This window comes from Pseudomonas plecoglossicida NBRC 103162 = DSM 15088 (assembly GCF_000730665.1).
Taxonomy (GTDB): domain Bacteria; phylum Pseudomonadota; class Gammaproteobacteria; order Pseudomonadales; family Pseudomonadaceae; genus Aquipseudomonas; species Aquipseudomonas plecoglossicida.
In genome coordinates, this window is the sequence record NZ_BBIV01000023.1 from 36,825 (window position 1) to 53,877 (window position 17,053).

12 protein-coding genes are annotated in these 17,053 nt (G+C 62.9%); 6 read left to right on the top strand and 6 right to left on the bottom strand.

What is annotated here, in order from left to right; genetic code table 11:
- Nucleotide 1 precedes the first annotated feature (1 nt).
- The 4 genes from PPL01S_RS15015 to gloB all read right to left on the bottom strand — a co-directional run bounded on the left by PPL01S_RS15015 (nucleotide 2) and on the right by gloB (nucleotide 6,127).
- Complete coding sequence (locus tag PPL01S_RS15015) at nucleotides 2-1,837, bottom strand: extracellular solute-binding protein (protein WP_028625931.1); 1,836 nt, start codon at nucleotides 1,835-1,837, stop codon at nucleotides 2-4.
- Nucleotides 1,834-3,663 carry an extracellular solute-binding protein gene (locus PPL01S_RS15020; protein ID WP_033743700.1) on the bottom strand — a complete coding sequence of 610 codons (1,830 nt, stop codon included), beginning with the start codon at nucleotides 3,661-3,663 and terminating at the stop codon, nucleotides 1,834-1,836. Before PPL01S_RS15020 ends, PPL01S_RS15015 begins: the two co-directional genes overlap by 4 nt.
- 168 nt (nucleotides 3,664-3,831) lie before the next feature.
- Entirely contained in the window at nucleotides 3,832-5,247 is a 1,416-nt protein-coding gene (locus PPL01S_RS15025) for a lytic transglycosylase domain-containing protein (RefSeq protein WP_016393137.1), read from the bottom strand.
- A 100-nt stretch (nucleotides 5,248-5,347) separates the two neighbouring features.
- Nucleotides 5,348-6,127 carry a hydroxyacylglutathione hydrolase gene (gene gloB / locus PPL01S_RS15030; protein ID WP_016393138.1) on the bottom strand — a complete coding sequence of 260 codons (780 nt, stop codon included), beginning with the start codon at nucleotides 6,125-6,127 and terminating at the stop codon, nucleotides 5,348-5,350.
- Between the two features lie 85 nt (nucleotides 6,128-6,212).
- Between gloB and PPL01S_RS15035 the strand changes: the two genes are divergently transcribed.
- The 4 genes from PPL01S_RS15035 to PPL01S_RS15050 all read left to right on the top strand — a co-directional run bounded on the left by PPL01S_RS15035 (nucleotide 6,213) and on the right by PPL01S_RS15050 (nucleotide 10,682).
- Nucleotides 6,213-6,986, top strand: coding sequence for a class I SAM-dependent methyltransferase (locus PPL01S_RS15035; protein WP_016393139.1), 774 nt, complete (start codon nucleotides 6,213-6,215; stop codon nucleotides 6,984-6,986).
- Nucleotides 6,987-6,999: 13 nt separating this feature from the next.
- The gene (gene rnhA, locus PPL01S_RS15040; protein ID WP_028625930.1) at nucleotides 7,000-7,446 is read left to right on the top strand and encodes a ribonuclease HI; all 447 of its coding nucleotides are present in this window, start codon (nucleotides 7,000-7,002) and stop codon (nucleotides 7,444-7,446) included.
- 51 nt (nucleotides 7,447-7,497) lie between these two features.
- Complete coding sequence (dnaQ, locus tag PPL01S_RS15045) at nucleotides 7,498-8,256, top strand: DNA polymerase III subunit epsilon (RefSeq protein WP_016393141.1); 759 nt, start codon at nucleotides 7,498-7,500, stop codon at nucleotides 8,254-8,256.
- Between the two features lie 176 nt (nucleotides 8,257-8,432).
- Nucleotides 8,433-10,682 (top strand): Orn/Lys/Arg family decarboxylase, encoded by a 2,250-nt coding sequence (locus PPL01S_RS15050; RefSeq protein WP_028625929.1) that lies wholly within the window; start codon nucleotides 8,433-8,435, stop codon nucleotides 10,680-10,682.
- On the opposite strand, the gene PPL01S_RS15055 is transcribed toward PPL01S_RS15050, so the two are convergent.
- Nucleotides 10,666-10,884: a hypothetical protein gene (locus tag PPL01S_RS15055; protein WP_016393143.1), complete on the bottom strand. Its 219-nt coding sequence runs from the start codon at nucleotides 10,882-10,884 to the stop codon at nucleotides 10,666-10,668. The two genes, PPL01S_RS15050 and PPL01S_RS15055, sit on opposite strands and share 17 nt — an antisense overlap.
- 156 nt (nucleotides 10,885-11,040) lie before the next feature.
- On the opposite strand from PPL01S_RS15055, the gene PPL01S_RS15060 reads away from it, so the two are divergent.
- Nucleotides 11,041-11,601, top strand: a complete 561-nt coding sequence (locus PPL01S_RS15060) for an NADPH-dependent FMN reductase (protein ID WP_016393144.1) — start codon at nucleotides 11,041-11,043, stop codon at nucleotides 11,599-11,601.
- Nucleotides 11,602-11,693: 92 nt separating this feature from the next.
- Nucleotides 11,694-16,136, top strand: coding sequence for an NEL-type E3 ubiquitin ligase domain-containing protein (locus PPL01S_RS15065; protein ID WP_028625928.1), 4,443 nt, complete (start codon nucleotides 11,694-11,696; stop codon nucleotides 16,134-16,136).
- Between the two features lie 64 nt (nucleotides 16,137-16,200).
- On the opposite strand, the gene phnX is transcribed toward PPL01S_RS15065, so the two are convergent.
- On the bottom strand, nucleotides 16,201-17,028 hold the full coding sequence (phnX, locus tag PPL01S_RS15070; protein WP_028625927.1) for a phosphonoacetaldehyde hydrolase: 828 nt from the start codon (nucleotides 17,026-17,028) through the stop codon (nucleotides 16,201-16,203).
- Nucleotides 17,029-17,053 lie beyond the last annotated feature (25 nt).

Consider the following 17,053-nt stretch of genomic DNA (forward strand, 5'->3'; position numbering starts at 1 on the left):
GTCATTGGGCCTCTTGCGCAGGTGCTTCGGTCACGGCCGGGGTCACGTCGGGCTTGATCCACCAGGTGTCGATGCCGATATCGTACTTGGGCGACACCGCGGGGTGGCCGATGTGGTTCCAGTAGGCCACGCGCCAGGTCTTGATGTGCCAGTTGGGAATCACGTAGTAACCCCACAGCAGCACGCGGTCGAGGGCGCGGGTGTGGTCGACCAGGTTTTGCCGGGAGTCGGCGTTGATCAACTGTTCGACCAGTTGGTCGATGGCCGGGTCGCGCAGGCCGATGAAGTTGCGGCTGCCGGGGTTGTCGGCGGCGGCGCTGGTCCAGTATTCGCGCTGCTCGTTACCCGGCGAGTTGGACTGCGAGAAACCGCTGACGATCATGTCGTAGTCGCGCGAACGCAAGCGCGTGATGTACTGCGAGACGTCGACGCGGCGGATGCTCAGGTCGATGCCAAGGTCGGCCAGGTTGCGCTTGAACGGCAGCAGGATGCGCTCGAACTCGGTCTGCGCCAGCAGGAACTCGATGGAAACCGGCTTGCCGTTCTGGTCGACCATCTTGTCGTCGACGATCTTCCAGCCGGCTTCCTGCAGCAGCTTGTAGGCCTGGCGCTGCTGTTCGCGGATCATGCCGCTGCCGTCGGTGACCGGGTTGTGGAAGGCTTCGCCGAAGACCTGCTCGGGCACCTTGCCACGCAGCGGTTCGAGGATTTTCAGCTCGCTTGGGCTCGGCTGGCCCTTGGCCGCCATTTCGGAGTTCTCGAAGTAGCTGCCGGTGCGGGTGTAGGCACCATTGAACAGCTGCTTGTTGGTCCATTCGAAATCCAGCAGCAGGCTCAGCGCGTGGCGCACGCGCACGTCCTGAAACACCGGCTTGCGCAGGTTGAAGATGAAGCCCTGCATGCCGGTGGGGTTGCCGTTGGGCAGCTCTTCCTTGATCAGGCGGCCGTCGCGCACCGCCGGCACGTTGTAGGCGGTGGCCCAGTTCTTCGCGCTGGTCTCCAGGCCGTAGTCGAACTGGCCGGCCTTGAGCGCTTCGAGGGCGACGGTGTTGTCGCGGTAGGAATCGAAGGTCATGGCGTCGAAGTTGTAGAAGCCGCGGTTGATCGGCAGGTCCTTGGCCCAGTAGTCCTTGACCCGCTCGTAGCGGATCGAGCGGCCGGCCTTGACCTCGGCGATCTTGTAGGGGCCGCTGCCCAGCGGGATTTCCAGGTTGCCACGGTTGAACTCGCGGCCCTCGTACCAATGCTTGGGCAGCACCGGCAGTTGGCCGAGGATCAGCGGCAGCTCGCGGTTGTTCTGGTGCTTGAACTTGAACAGCACGCGCAGCGGATCTTCGGCGACCACTTCGGCGACGTCGGCGTAATACTGGCGGTACAGCGGGGCGCCGTCCTTGATCAGGGCGTTGAAGGTGAACACCACGTCGTCGGCGCGCATCGGGTGGCCGTCGTGGAAGCGTGCCTCGGGGCGCAGGTAGAAGCGTACCCAGCTGTTGTCCGGGGCCTTCTCGATCTTGCCGGCCACCAGGCCGTACTCGGTGAACGGCTCGTCCAGGCTCTGGCGCATCAGGGTGTCGTAGATGGCACCGACGTTTTCGGCCGGCACACCCTTGTTGATGAACGGGTTGAGGCTGTCGAAGCCACCGAAGCTGGACTGGCGGAAGGTGCCGCCCTTGGGCGCGTCGGGGTTGACGAAGTCGAAGTGCTTGAAGTCGGCCGGGTATTTCGGCGCCTCGTCGTACAGGGTCAGCGCGTGTTGCGGTGCGGCCAGGGCCGGCAGGCTCAAGCAGGCCAGCAACAGGCTGCCGGCCAGCTGGCGCAGGCGGGGCATGGGCATCATTGGGCTTTCTCCGAAGGCTTTATCCACCAGCTGTTCAGCCCGAGGGTGTAGGGCGGCGTGGTGACGAAGGCGAACCGGTTGCGGTAGGCCAGGCGGTGATTGTCGAGATACCAGTTGGGGATCATGTAGTACTGCCATGAAAGCACACGGTCCAGGGCGCGCGCGGCGGCGACCTGGTCATCGCGGGTGCGGGCGGCGAGCAGGGTGTCGAGCAGGTGGTCGACCACCGGGTCCTTGACCCCAGCATAGTTCTTGCTGCCCTTGGTCGAGGCCTGGCTTGAGTGGAAGTACAGCCACTGTTCGAGGCCGGGGCTCAGGGTCTGGTTGAGGGTCATCAGGATCATGTCGAAGTCGAACTGGTCCAGGCGTTGTTTGTACTGGGCACGGTCCACGGTGCGCAAGTGCGCGTCGATGCCGATGCTGGCCAGGTTTTCGACATAGGGTTGCAGGATGCGTTCGAGGTTGGGGTTCACCAGCAGCAGTTCCATGCGCAGTTGCTGGCCCTTGCCGTCCACCAGCCGCTGGCCATCGAGTTTCCAGCCCGCCTGGCCGAGCAGGGTCAAGGCCTGGCGCAAGGTCTGGCGGCTGATGCCGCGCCCGTCGGTATGGCTGACCTGGTAGGGCTGGGTGAACATCTTTTCCGGCAGTTGGTCACGAAATGGCGCCAGCAGCAGCCATTCCTTGCCGGTGGGCAGGCCGTCCGCTGCGAACTCGCTGTTGGGGTAATAGCTGGTCGAGCGGCGGTAGGCACTGCTGAACAGGGCGCGGTTGGTCCACTCGAAGTCGAGCATCAGGCCCAGCGCCTGCCGCACGCGGGCGTCGCTGAAGCTGGCGCGGCGGCTGTTCATGAACAGGCCTTGGGTCTGGGTCGGGATGCGGTGCGGGATCTGCGCCTTGATCACCTCACCGCGGCGCACGGCCGGGAAGTTGTAGCCGTTGGCCCAGTTCTTCGCCTGGTGCTCGATGTAGATGTCGAACTCGCCGGCCTTGAAGGCTTCGAAGGCCACCGTGGCGTCGCGGTAGAACTCGTACTCGATGCGGTTGAAGTTGTACTTGCCGCGGTTCACCGCCAGGTCCTTGCCCCAGTAGTTCTTCACCCGCTCGAACACCAGGTGACGGCCAGGTTGAACCTGGGTGATGCGGTACGGGCCGCTGCCCAGTGGCGGCTCGAAGGTGGTGGCCTTGAAGTCGCGGCGTTGCCAGTAGTGCTTGGGCAGTACCGGCATCTCGCCCAGGCGCAGGATCAGCAGCGGGTTGCCGGCGCGCTTGAAGACGAAGCGGATGCGCAGCGGGCCGAGGATGTCGACGCGCTGCACTTCCTGCAGGTTGGTGCGGTAGATCGGGTGGCCTTCCTTGAGCAGCGTGCGGTAGGAAAAGGCCACATCGGCCGCGGTGATCGGCTTGCCGTCATGCCAGCGCGCTTCCGGGCGCAGGTTGAACACCACCCAGCTGCGGTCTTCACTGTACTCGACCGAACGGGCGATCAGGCCGTAGCTGGAGGTGGGTTCGTCACCCGATGGGTCGTACTGGCCGGTGCCGACCATCAGTGTCTCGTTCAGCTCGCTCACGCCGTACTGCAGGAAGTTCGGCGTGGTCACCGGGCTGCTGCCCTTGAAGGTGTAGGGGTTGAGCGTGTCGAAGGTGCCGAACGCCATCGCCCGCAAGGTGCCACCCTTGGGCGCTTGCGGGTTGACCCAGTCGAAGTGGGTGAAGGTGGCTGGGTACTTGAGCGTGCCGAACTGCGCGTATCCGTGGCTTTCGCTCACCATCGCGGCTGCGGGAAAGCTCAAGGCCAGGCTGAGAGACAGCAGGAGGGGACGTATCAAGTCGGCATCCGATCCAGAGGCGTTGGGCTTTAGTCGGGGTACAGTAACAGCTTGGCGGGGTTGGAAAAAGAGGATGTCAGGGGCGGGCGGGAGGGGGCTGTGCGCCCCAATCGCCGGCAAGCCGGCTCCCACAGCCGGCGATTGGACGATTGGGCGATTGGGGTTACATCAATGCGGCAGGTAGACGGTCAAGGTCTGGCCCGGCTTCAGCGCATGGCCGCTACGCGGGTTCCAGCGCTTGAGGTGCTGCATCTCGACATTGAAACGTTTGGCAACCAAATACAGCGAGTCACCCTTGCGGACCTTGTATTGGGTCGTGCGCTCGCCGGAGGCTGCCACCCGGTTTCCCGCGGCGCTCGGCGCATTGCCGCCGCGCAGTGCCAGAACCTGCCCGGCTTTAACACGATTGCCCGGCAGTTTGTTCCAGCGCTGGATGTCCTTGACCGACACCCGGTTGGCCTTGGCGATGGTGCCCAGGTTGTCGCCACGCTTGACCCGGTAGGTGCGTGCAGTCGCCGGCGCTCGGGCTTCGGCGACTGCGCGCTCGAATACAGCCTTGTTCGGCTTGAGGCTGATCAACTGCTCGGGCTTGAGGTCGGTCAGCAACTGCGCCTTGGCGGTCGGCACCAGCAGTTGCTGCGGCCCATCGACGGTCATGCGCTTCTTGAATGCCGGGTTGAGCTGGATCAGCTCGTCCTCGTCGATGTTGGCGAAGGCAGCCACGCGCGACAGGTCGAGGCGTTCGTTGATGGCGACTGCTTCGAAGTAGGGCTCGTTGGCGATCGGGTTGAGGTTCACGCCGTAGGCCTCTGGGGTCGAGACCACCTGCGACAGGGCCAGCAGCTTGGGCACGTAGTCGCGGGTTTCCTGCGGCAGTGGCAGGTTCCAGTAGTCGGTGGGCAGGCCGAGCTTTTCGTTGCGCTCGATCGCCCGGCTGACGGTGCCTTCGCCGGCGTTGTAGGCGGCCAGGGCCAGCAGCCAGTCGCCGTTGAACATGTCATGCAGGCGGGTCAGGTAGTCCAGCGCGGCGTTGGTCGACGCGGTGACGTCGCGGCGGCCGTCATAGAAGTTGGTCTGGCGCAGGTTGAAGTGACGCCCGGTGGACGGGATGAACTGCCACATGCCCGCGGCATGGGCGCGCGAGTAGGCCATTGGGTTGTAGGCGCTCTCGATCGCCGGCAGCAGCGCCAGCTCCAGCGGCATGTCGCGTTCTTCGAGGCGTTCGACGATGTAGTGCAGGTAGAGGCTGCCGCGCTCGCCGGCGTTCTCGAGGAACGAAGGGTTGCTGGCGAACCACAGGCGCTGCTGCTCGATACGCGGATTGACGTCGATGCTGTCCTGCAGGGCGAAGCCCTGGCGCATGCGCTCCCACACATCCTGCGGCGGCTCGACGGGTTTGACCGCGAGCGGGGCAGGCTTGTGCTTGATCCGCGCCTGGTAGTTGTGCGCGCGAACGCTCTCGGCTTCGTCGAGCTGACGGGTGCTCTGGCAGCCCACCAGGGTGGCGGCCAGCGCCAGCGCACTGATCTGGGCCAGGCGCCTCAGGGCGACTGAATGAGGGGTTCTGCGGCTACGGGAAGACATCGGCGGGGACAGGTTTCCGGGCGAAAAATTTCGGCGATTCTAGAAACCGCACCCGGCCGGGTCAACCGTTGTCACCGCTCTGCGATATATCTTGAGGTTATCAGAATGTGTCCTTCCAAGACCTCAAGGCAGCAAAAACAGTGACCTGCGTATCGTTTGAATGTCCCTTCCATTCGTCTGCTTTTTGTTTAACTAATGTTTCAGACGTACGCAGAAAGGGGTTGGTCAGGCGTTCGAGACCGATCGTTGATGGCAAGGTGATGCGATTTTCCGCGCGCAAACGGGTAACGTCTTCGAACCGTTGCTGAACGTGCGGATTGCCGGGTTCCACGGCCTTGGCGAAACGCAGGTTGCTCAGGGTGTATTCGTGGGCACAGTACACTTCAGTCTGTTCCGGCAGCGCCGCCAAGCGGGCCAGGGCGGGCTGCATCTGTTGTGGCGAGCCTTCGAACATGCGCCCGCAGCCTGCGGCGAACAGGGTGTCGCCACTGAACAGCACTGGGGTGGCGGGCTGATCGCTGAATAGCGCGATGTGGCCCAGGGTGTGCCCCGGCACGGCAAGCACCTTGAAGGTCACGCCCAGCACCGTGACCTGGTCGCCTTCGTCCAGCGCCAGGTCGCGGCAGGGGATGCGCTCGTTGGCAGGGCCGCAGACCCTTGCGCCGGTCAGCTGCTTGAGGCGTTCGACGCCGCCGACGTGGTCGTTGTGGTGGTGGGTGACCAGAATGTCTTCCAGTACCCAGCCGGGGTGGGCGGCCAGCCAGGCCTCCACCGGGCCGGCATCGCCAGGGTCGACCACCGCGCAGCGGCGTTTGGCAGTATCCTGTAACAACCAGATGTAGTTGTCGGAGAAAGCGGGGAGAGCATCGATCTGTATCATGGTGCGGATCCGATTCGCCTAGCGTGGCACATGAGGGCATCTTAGCCGCGATGGCGCGGTGCGAGAACCTTCGAGGGAGAGCGCAATGACCGACCAAGCCTTTGCCCAGGCCGACCCCAGCTGGGTCGAGCTGATCAGCCTGGCCCGTGACTGGTTCAACGGCCCACTCGGCCAGTTGATGCTCAGGGAAGAGGAAAAACTGCTGGAAGAAGAGCTCGGGCGCTTCTTTGGCGGTTACCTGGTGCACTACGGCCCTTGCGCCGAGGCGCCGCCCAGCGCCCCGCAGGTGCAGCGCAACGTGCGCCTGGGCGCACCGCTGCCGGGTGTGGAGATCGTCTGCGAAGAGCAGGCCTGGCCGCTCAGCGAGCATGCCGCCGACGTGGTGGTGCTGCAGCATGGCCTGGATTTCTGCCTGTCGCCCCATGGCCTGCTGCGCGAAGCTGCCAGTGCCGTGCGCCCGGGCGGGCACTTGCTGATCGTCGGCATCAACCCCTGGAGCAGCTGGGGCATGCGCCATTTCTTCAGCCATGGCGCGCTGCGCAAGGCCCGTTGCATTTCGCCGTCGCGGGTGGGCGACTGGCTCAACCTGCTGGGCTTCGCGCTGGAGAAACGCCGCTTCGGGTGCTATCGTCCGCCGCTTGCCTCGCCGGCCTGGCAACAACGCCTGGCGGGCTGGGAACGCTTGGCGGGTGGCTGGCAGGGCTCCGGTGGCGGGGTCTACCTGCTGGTGGCACGCAAGATGGTGGTCGGCCTGCGGCCCTTGCGCCCGGAGCGTCGCGAGCCGATGGGCAAGCTGCTGCCGTTGCCGTTGGCCAAGGTCAACCGCACCGCCGTCAACCCCGATACCGAAAAGCACTGAACATGAGTGGTACATGAGCGAAAGCGTCGAGCTGTATACCGATGGTGCCTGCAAGGGCAACCCTGGCCCCGGCGGCTGGGGCGTCCTGCTGATCTACAAGGGCGTCGAGAAGGAACTGTGGGGTGGCGAGCGCGAAACCACCAACAACCGCATGGAGCTGATGGCGGCGATCCAGGGGCTGATGGCGCTCAAGCGCGAATGCGAGGTGGTGCTGACCACCGACTCGCAGTACGTGATGAAGGGCATCAACGAATGGATGGTCAACTGGAAGAAGCGCGGCTGGAAGACCGCTGCGAAGGAGCCCGTGAAGAACGCCGACCTGTGGCAGCTGCTGGACGAGCAGGTCAACCGCCACAAGGTCACCTGGAAGTGGGTGCGCGGCCACATTGGCCACCCTGGCAACGAACGTGCCGACCTGTTGGCCAACCGCGGCGTCGAGGAAGTGCGCGCCAAGCGCTGAGCTGGGGTACAATCCGCGGCTCTGTAATCGATGCAAGTTGGAGCGCCCCGCGTGGAGCAGCAGCAAGATAAACGCCTGGTCATTCTCGATACCGAAACCACTGGCATGCCGGTCAGCGAAGGCCACCGGATCATCGAGATCGGCTGCGTCGAGGTCATCGGCCGGCGCCTGACCGGGCGGCACTTCCACGTCTACCTGCAGCCTGACCGCGAGAGCGACGAGGGCGCGATCAACGTCCACGGCATCACCGATGCCTTCCTGGTCGACAAGCCGCGCTTCGCTGAAGTGGCCGAAGAATTCTTCGACTTCATCCAGGGCGCCACGCTGGTCATCCACAACGCGGCGTTCGACGTTGGCTTCATCAACAACGAGTTCGCTTTGCTGGGTCAGGCTGACCGCGCCGATATCTCGAACCACTGCACCATCCTCGATACCCTGTTGCTGGCGCGCGCCCGTCACCCGGGGCAGCGCAACAGCCTCGATGCGCTGTGCAAACGCTACGACATCGACAACTCCGGTCGTGAGCTGCACGGCGCATTGCTCGACTCCGAGCTGCTGGCGGACGTCTACCTGGCAATGACCGGTGGCCAGACCAGCTTGTCGCTGGCCGGGCACGGGGCTGACGGTGACAACGACGGGCAGGGCAGTGGTGGCAGCGAGATTCGCCGGATTACCGGGCGTGCGCCGGGGCGGGTGATCATGGCCAGTGCCGAGGAGCTCGAGGCGCATGCCGAACGCCTGGCGGCGGTTGCCAAGTCGGCGGGTGGGCCTTCGATGTGGCAGGCGTTGACCGAGACGCCTGCTGGTTGATGTTGGGGCTGCTCCGGCCCTATCGCCGCGGTTCGTCGCCACGACAAGCCGGCTCCCACAGGTACTCCACTGAGCTTTTTGTGGGAGCCGGCTTGCCGGCGATAGGGCCGCCACGGTAATCATCAGGCTCTACTACCCTGAGGAAGGATGCTCTGTCCTTCGGAGGTAGCAGCCTGATGTACAAGGACCTCAAGTTCCCCATCCTCATCGTCCACCGCGCCATCAAGGCCGACAGCGTCGCCGGCGAGCGCATCCGTGGCATCGCCGAGGAACTGAGCCAGGACGGTTTCGCCATCCTCGCCGCCGCCGACCATGCCGAAGCGCGGCTGGTCGCCGCCACGCACCACGGCCTGGCCTGCATGCTGATCGCCGCCGAGGGCGTCGGGGCCAATACCCACCTGCTGGAAAACATCGCCGAACTGATTCGCCTGGCCCGTGCGCGTGCGCCTGACTTGCCGATCTTCGCCCTGGGCGAGCAGGTCACCCTGGAAAATGCCCCCGCCGAGGCCATGGGCGAGCTGAACCAGTTGCGTGGCGTCCTCTACCTGTTCGAAGACACCGTGCCATTTCTCGCCCGCCAGGTGGCGCGCGCTGCGCACAACTACCTCGACGGCCTGCTGCCACCGTTCTTCAAGGCGCTGGTCCAGCACACCGCGCAGTCCAACTATTCCTGGCATACCCCTGGCCACGGTGGCGGTGTGGCCTACCGCAAGAGCCCGGTGGGCCAGGCGTTTCACCAGTTCTTCGGGGAAAACACGCTGCGCTCGGACTTGTCCGTGTCGGTGCCTGAGCTGGGCTCGCTGCTCGACCACACCGGTCCGCTGGCCCAGGCCGAAGCCCGTGCGGCGCGCAATTTCGGCGCCGACCACACCTTCTTCGTGATCAATGGCACCTCCACCGCCAACAAGATCGTCTGGCATGCGATGGTCGGCCGCGACGAACTGGTGCTGGTGGACCGCAACTGCCACAAGTCGGTGGTGCACGCGATCATCATGACCGGTGCCATCCCCATCTACCTGTGCCCGGAGCGCAACGAACTGGGCATCATCGGGCCTATCCCGCTCAGTGAGTTCAGCCCAGAGGCGATCCAGGCAAAGATCCAGGCCAACCCCCTGGCGAAGGGGCGTGAGCCACGGATCAAGCTGGCGGTGGTGACCAACTCCACCTACGACGGCCTTTGTTACCACGCCGGCCTGATCAAGCAGGTGCTGGGGCCAAGCGTCGAGGTGCTGCACTTCGACGAGGCCTGGTTCGCCTACGCGGCATTTCACGAGTTCTTCGCCGAGCGCTACGCCATGGGCACCCTGTGCAACACGCACAGCCCCCTGGTATTCAGCACCCATTCCACCCACAAGCTGCTCGCCGCCTTCAGCCAGGCGTCGATGATCCATGTGCAGGATGGCGCGCAACGCCAGCTCGACCGCGACCGTTTCAACGAAGCGTTCATGATGCATATTTCCACTTCGCCGCAATACAGCATCCTCGCCTCGCTGGATGTGGCGTCGGCGATGATGGAGGGGCCGGCGGGGCGTTCGCTGCTGCAGGAGATGTTCGATGAGGCCCTGAGCTTTCGCCGGGCCCTGGCCAACCTGCGTGAGCACCTCGCTGGCGATGACTGGTGGTTCAGCATCTGGCAGCCGGCGGCGGCGGGGGGGATGCAGCGTCTCGATGCCAAGGACTGGCTGTTGCAGCCGAGGGCAGAGTGGCATGGCTTTGGCGAGGTGGCGGACGACTATGTGCTGCTCGACCCGCTGAAAGTGACCTTGGTGATGCCTGGCCTCAGCGCCGGCGGAGTACTGGACGAGCACGGCATACCGGCGGCGGTGGTCGGCAAGTTTCTCTGGGAGCGTGGTCTGGTAGTGGAGAAGACGGGCCTCTACAGCTTCCTGGTGCTGTTCTCGATGGGCATCACCAAGGGCAAGTGGAGCACGCTGCTGACCGAACTGCTGGAGTTCAAGCGCCATTATGACGGCAATACCGCGCTCGGCGCCTGCCTGCCCAGCATCGTCGCAGTCGACGCTTCACGTTACCAGGGCATGGGCCTGCGCGACCTGTGTGACCAACTGCACGACTGCTACCGTGCCAATGCCACGGCCAAGCAGCTCAAGCGGCTGTTCACGCGCTTGCCGGAGGTCGCCATGACCCCGGCACGGGCCTATGACCTGATGGTCCGCGGCGCCGTGGAGGCGGTGCCGATCGAGGCATTGCTGGGCCGGGTCGCGGCGGTCATGCTGGTGCCGTATCCACCGGGTATCCCGCTGATCATGCCGGGTGAGCGGTTCACCGAAGCGACCCGTTCGATTCTCGACTACCTGGCGTTTGCCCGCGCCTTCAATAGTGGCTTCCCTGGCTTTGTCGCCGACGTGCATGGCTTGCAGAACGAAAGCGGCCGCTACACGGTGGATTGCATCAAGGAATGCGAATGATCTCGACGCCAGTGCGCGCCAGTTCGAAACGGTTTTCACCCAAGTGGTTGACCCGGTCGCCAATGGCCAGGCGATAGGTCGTGACCGGTGCGCCCACGGCGCTGCCGTCGGTTTGCAGGGTCGACTCCTGGAATTCGTGAACGGGGTAGATGCGGCCTTCGGCGTCTCGGGCGTGGAACTGGCCGACCATTACTGCTGCCATTTAGGTGGAAACCTCTGAATTACGTAGGAAATGTCTGCAGTGATAGACCGTGCAACAAAGCCGGAGTTTTCCAGGGCGGCAAAAAAAACCTGAGCGCCGAGGAACGGTCATCTATAACTAGGACGTCTCTTTAGCCAGCAAAGGTTGGAAATCGCCATGAGCCAGGTGTATTCGGTAGCGGTTGTCGTCGGCAGCTTGCGCAAGGACTCCTACAACCGCAAGGTGGCCCGCGCCCTTTCAGAGCTGGCGCCGTCCAGCCTTGCCCTGAAGATCGTCGAGATCGGCGACCTGCCGTTGTACAACGAGGACGTGGAGGCTGACGGTGTGCCCGAGCCGTGGAAGCGCTTTCGCGACGAAATCCGTCGCAGCGACGCGGTGTTGTTCGTCACCCCGGAGTACAACCGTTCGGTGCCGGGCGGCCTGAAGAACGCCATTGACGTAGGTTCCAGGCCCTATGGACAGAGTGCCTGGAGCGGCAAGCCCGCAGCCGTGGTGAGCGTGTCGCCGGGCGCCATTGGCGGCTTTGGTGCCAACCATGCCGTGCGCCAGTCGCTGGTCTTTCTCGACATGCCCTGCATGCAGATGCCAGAGGCCTACCTGGGCGGGGCAGCGAATCTGTTCGATGACAGTGGCAAACTCAGCGACAAGACCCGGCCATTCCTGCAGGGTTTCATCGACAAGTTCGCCTCTTGGGTCAAGCTGAACCGGGCGGTCTGAGTTCACGCCCTTGGCGGTAGCCATTCCAGCTGTAGTCAGACCGGTAGTTTCTTACAGCATTGTCGCTCCTGAACTTCGTTGCTGGAGCGACAATGTCCAACAAACCCTCGGCGATGCGCACGGCCGATGAAAAAATCCTCGGCGCCACCGATGACTTCATTGGTGCAAGGCTGCCAGCCTGGTTGAAGCAGGCTTCACGCGCCCAGCTGTCAGGATTGCGTGCGGCTTTCAATACTCACCAGGCCAGCCAGGCGCGCCTGCGTGGGCTCACCCAGAAGCTTGAGCCGCTTGACGTATTCGCCGAAAAGCACCTCAAGGTGCTGCTGGCCAAGCCACTGCCTGAGGGAATGGAGTTTTCACAGCTCGAGTGGCTGGTGGTGACGCCTTGGGTGGGTACGCTCGGCAGTTCCGACATGCAGGCGTTTGGTTACAGGGCAACACGCACCTCCGGCATCTTGAGGTTGATGAGCAACTTCGAGCCTGGCGACACCTTTTACGTCGGCTCCGGGCTGGTTGCGCCTGGGCACGATGAAGTTCTATCGGTCTCGGAAACGGCGCTCGCGACCGAGTGCCGAAAGCTGGACGCGGGGAAAAGGTATCAGGAGGAGCTGGACCGGGTCTTCAATGCGCAGGCCCTGGGCATCCTGGCCGATGACAAGCGTTCCGGACTTGCGTTGGCTAGCAAGATTGCTGCGATGAAAGGCGATATTACAGCCGAGGTGGAAATCGCGCTGCTCGAAATGACCCGCTCAGAGATTCACCTTCAGGCGTCGGGGCTGCGCGGTTATGGCGGTACCGTGCAGGTGCTCGGTCAGGTTGCAGCCGATGGCATGCTCGTCCGGTTGCGCAACCTGCAGGGCAAGCAGGTGGGTATCCTGCTGTACCTGCCGAGCGACCCGCTGCAGGCTTTGCGTCATTTCGATGATGATGCTTCGATGAACAGGGCAATGGCAACGCTGCTGCTAGGCGAAGCTTACCGTTCTTTTTTCTCCCAGTTGATCAGCCTGCGCGACCGGGCCAGTTTTGTAGAGTTGCTGGGTAAGCGTTTGAAGGACCCCAGTCCCGACCTTGAGATGGTAGGTGCCGTGGTTGAGGGCAGCATTTTCACGGCGCTGGCCCGTGCCCAGATCAAGCGCACCAAGGAAGATGCGCGAGTGCTGTTGGTGCCGACCGCCGAGGCTGACGCCAAGGCCGCCCGGGCCCGGCATGAGGCGTGGAAGTCGGCAGGCCTGAGCCTGATCAACCTGGCAGGGCTTTTCATTCCCGCGATCGGTGCATTGATGCTCGGGCAACTGGTATTGCAGACCTTGGGCGATGTCTTCGAAGGCGCACAGGACTGGTACGAGGGGCACCGTCATGAAGCACTGGAGCATATGCTCGGTGTGGCCGAAGCGTTGGCGGTTACAACCGCGACCGTGATCGGCGTAAGTGTCGTGCGCAGCGCCTGGGTCGCGGCCATGGAGCCCGTCAATGTGAAAGCCGGCATTCAGCGTTTGTGGCACGACAGTCTCGTACCCTACGAGTCGGTACCCGAGAACGTTATCCTGCGCTCCGATGGTTTGTATGGCGATGGCAAGCAGCGCTGGCTGCGCGCCGGCTCTCGTTACTATGAAGTGCATCGCCCCGACCCTGAAGGACCTTATCGGTTACGCCAGCAACGACGTTCTGGGGCATATGAGCCAGCCGTGCTGCATAACGACGAGCGTTGCTGGCGGCCGATATGCGAACGGCCTTGGGAGTGGGATGACAGCAGGCGAATGCTTGATCGGCTGTGGCCACAGCACCCGATGATCGATGCACAACGGACGGAGCAAGTGCTGCGCGTGGCAGGCGTCGATCAAGATGAGCTGCGCGGCATCCTGATGGAAAACCGGCAACTGCCTGTCAACCTGCGGGAGACACTGCGCAGCTTTGAGGCGGATGAGCGCATCGAGCGGTTCTTCGATCATTTGCGGCGCAAACGTCTCGATGCTCAGGACGAGGCGCTGCTGGCATGGTGCGAGGCATTGCCCGAGGTGGGCAAGGGCATCGCTAAGGTGCTGGAGGCAAGGCTGCAGCTGCGCGGGGTGCTTTACACGCACCTGACAAGCCTGAACCCTGGTGGTAATGACCCTCTGCTCGAACAGTTGCGCAGGGATTTTCCTGGCCTGGGGGACGGCTATGCCAAGCTGCTGGAAGGCGAGGCCACTGCGCTTGAGCGCAATGAAGCCGTCAGCAACGGCAAGCTTCCTCAGGCGTTGGCGCTCAAAGCGGCTTCGTTGCTACGTGTGGCAAGAATCAGCAAAGCCTTGGCGGGCCTTTACCTGGCCAGTGGATACTCCACGGAAACTGGCGAATTGATATTCGCACTGCTCAACCAGTTGGGTCCTCAGACCCTCAACATCAATCTCTGTGAAGGTGAAGTCGACGGGCGCTTGGTGGCAAGTCTGGTGGCGCAGGAACAAGGGACGCCATTGCGGATCCTGGTGCACCAGGACGGACGGTTCAATGTCTTCGAGGCCAATGGCAGCAAACTTGCGGTGTCGGTAGACGACCCAGGAGATCTGTTTGAAGTCATCGCCGCACTGATGACGCCTGCCCAGCGGCTGGAGTTAGGCGTGGAGAAAGATGGCAAGGTCAGCCAATTGCTACGAGCCCATGCACTGGAGCAACTGCCCGAAAGCCATGAGGAAATTGCACGGTTCATGGAATGGCCAGAGCGGGCGCGCTGGTTCAACCCTGGGCAACGTCTGGAAGATGGTCGGGTCGGCTACTTGCTCAGTGGGCGCGGCGCAGGCCGGCCAAGAACCTCCCGAGAGGTTTTGCAAGATGCCATGCGGCGCTATTTTCCGGGGTTGAGCGAAACTCAGTTGGATACGGAGCTGCAACGTATGCTTGCAGGACGGGCTTCGGCATTCGACCTTCTGCTGCAGTTTCAGGACGACCATGAGCAGCTGGAAAGGGGACTGCAGCGATGGCAAGGCAGCGAATTGAACGATGCCAGACGTCAAGTGCGTGGGCAGGTTGCCCGGCGCCTGCGAAGAGCATGGGCTGCGCAGGCCGAGGCGATACCCGGGGGTGATGAAGGTGCTCCAGGACAGCGGCTGCGCCTGACAGACATGAATATCACCACCCTTCCAGAGTTTGCGCTGCAACTGGATTTCACCTATATCACCTCGTTGCTGATGAGCGGTACAGCGATCAGCGAAGTGCCGGCACAGTTCCTCAGTTCATTCCCTAACCTGCAGATCTTGAACATGGGGGGCAATGCCCTGCTTCGCGTTCCACAGGGTATTTCATACCTGACCGAACTGCGCGAGCTGCGCTTGGCACGAAACAATATCCGACTGGACGCTGCGTCCCAGCAGGCGTTGGTTCAACTGCCGCGTCTTTGCTATCTCGACCTCAGCCATAATCCTCTCGGTCAATTTGCGATGAGGTTCAATCATCTGCCGCACCTGGTGCATCTGTATCTGCGCAACTGTCGCCTGGGTGACTGGCCAGTCGGTGTGGAGCTCTGCGGCTTTCTCGAAGTAGCAGACTTGCGCGACAACCAGTTGCCGGCCGCACCTGCTCGTTTATTGCAGATGCCCTATGAGTTTCGCCGCGGATTCCAGCTCGACGGCAATCCGATAAGCAGCGCGAGTCTGCAGCGTTTCTATGCCCTGGACAGCATTCTTGAAGAGCCTGCCGAATCGGCCAGGTCGGTATCGGATATCCGTGCTTGGTGGGTAGGTGAAGATGCTGACATGCAGGTGAGTCGCGGCGAACTCTGGAGCGCATTGCAGGCAACCGTACAAGGGGAAAGACTTATTGCACTGTTGGGCAACTTGATTGAGTTGGCCAACTTCAGTTGGTCGCAGTCGTTCCTGCTAGAGCAGGGGTGGGGGGTACTGAACGAATGGCAAAGCAATGACGAGTTTCGCCGAGTGATCGACGCACTGATGGAGCAGCCGGTGATAGACGACAACTCGGCCATCGAGCGATTCAGCCAGCTGTCATTGCGTTTGCGTATCGCACGGATCGAGGGGCGAGGTGGCGAGCTGGTGGCATTTGGGCGGGCGCTCATGCGTCTGGACTTTCTCGACCAGTACGCTCGCAGGGACATAGCTCGGCGTCAGCAGCTACGCTCACGTGTCGACCGGACCGCGATTGTACTGGGCTACCGTGTGCGCCTGCGGGAGCGCTTGAGCTTGCCCCAGCAGCCGAGGGCAATGCGTGTGTCGCAGGACGGTCGGATAACCGGGGACCAGTTGCTGGAGGCATTGCGCGCCTTGCGTGAGCACGAAACACCCGAAAACCTGGCACGCAGCCTTTGTCGCCGATCGTTCTGGCAGAGATACCTGGAGCTCGAGAATACTGATGCATTCAGTAATTTGGCACAGGTTTACGAGCAGAGGCGCAGCCTGGTCGAAGGGCGGCGTGCGCAGCTGGGTGAAACCGTGTATCGGGCCAGTCTGGAGGCGCTTGACAGGGAACTGGACGCCGATGGTCATGCCTTGAGGCTGCAGCTCACCTTGTGGATCATTCGCAGCCTTGAGAGGAGCAGGGGTTAAGCAAGGGCTGCGGCTCCTGCAGGTTCGCCATCGACCCTGCAGGAGCGGGCACAACACCGAACTATCAGAAGGCCTGCGGCATCTCCCCCTTGGCCAGGCGCCGGTTGATGTCTGCGATCACCTCAGGCAGATCATTGATGGTGTCGATCAGATAGTGTGGGCGCGAACTTTCGAACATCGCGTGAATACGTGTGCGTTCGCTCTCCAGCTTCTCCGCGCTCAGCGCCTGGTAGCTTTCCCAGGTCAGGCCCAGGGCATTACCCGAGCACACCAGGGCGACGGTCCACATGCCAGCACGACGGCCTTCCAGGATACCTGGCACCGTATCATCAACCTTGACGCAGGCTGCCACATCGTCAATGCCCAAGGCGATCACGTTGGCCAAGGCCTGGGCAGGCCATGGGCGGCCATTGGGCGTTTCATCGGTCGCCACCACATGGTCGGCAACGTAACCGTTCTGCGCAGCCAGTTCCACCACCTTGTCCATCACCACCTTCGGGTAGCCCGAGCACGAGCCGATCTTCAGGCCCTCCCGGCGCAGGCCGGTGAGGGTATCGAGGGCACCGGGGATCAGCGCCGAATGCACGGCGATCTTCTCGATCTGCAGCGGCATGAAGCGGTTGTAGATGGCGGTGACGTCGTCGTCGGTCGGCGTGCGACCGAACACCTTGCGGTAGCGCTCGGCGATTTCCGGCACGTCGCACAGGGTGCGGATGTGGTCCCACTTGCCCATGCCCATCGGGCCGCGGGCTTCCTCGATCGAGACCTGCACGTCGAACTCGGCGAAGGCTTCGACGAAGATCTGCGTCGGGGCGAAAGAGCCGAAGTCGACCACGGTGCCGGCCCAGTCGAGGATGGCGGCTTGCAGCTGGGTAGGATTGCTGTAATTCATGTGCGCGTTTTCCTGAAATAGGTTG

What these genes read in the sequence shown, in the direction of transcription:
- PPL01S_RS15015 (WP_028625931.1), bottom strand. Translation starts at nt 1,837, where the DNA reads ATGATGCCCATGCCCCGCCTGCGCCAGCTGGCCGGCAGCCTGTTGCTG.
- PPL01S_RS15025 (WP_016393137.1), bottom strand. Translation starts at nt 5,247, where the DNA reads ATGTCTTCCCGTAGCCGCAGAACCCCTCATTCAGTCGCCCTGAGGCGC.
- gloB (WP_016393138.1), bottom strand. Translation starts at nt 6,127, where the DNA reads ATGATACAGATCGATGCTCTCCCCGCTTTCTCCGACAACTACATCTGG.
- PPL01S_RS15035 (WP_016393139.1), top strand. Translation starts at nt 6,213, where the DNA reads ATGACCGACCAAGCCTTTGCCCAGGCCGACCCCAGCTGGGTCGAGCTG.
- rnhA (WP_028625930.1), top strand. Translation starts at nt 7,000, where the DNA reads ATGAGCGAAAGCGTCGAGCTGTATACCGATGGTGCCTGCAAGGGCAAC.
- PPL01S_RS15050 (WP_028625929.1), top strand. Translation starts at nt 8,433, where the DNA reads ATGTACAAGGACCTCAAGTTCCCCATCCTCATCGTCCACCGCGCCATC.
- PPL01S_RS15055 (WP_016393143.1), bottom strand. Translation starts at nt 10,884, where the DNA reads ATGGCAGCAGTAATGGTCGGCCAGTTCCACGCCCGAGACGCCGAAGGC.
- PPL01S_RS15060 (WP_016393144.1), top strand. Translation starts at nt 11,041, where the DNA reads ATGAGCCAGGTGTATTCGGTAGCGGTTGTCGTCGGCAGCTTGCGCAAG.
- PPL01S_RS15065 (WP_028625928.1), top strand. Translation starts at nt 11,694, where the DNA reads ATGTCCAACAAACCCTCGGCGATGCGCACGGCCGATGAAAAAATCCTC.
- phnX (WP_028625927.1), bottom strand. Translation starts at nt 17,028, where the DNA reads ATGAATTACAGCAATCCTACCCAGCTGCAAGCCGCCATCCTCGACTGG.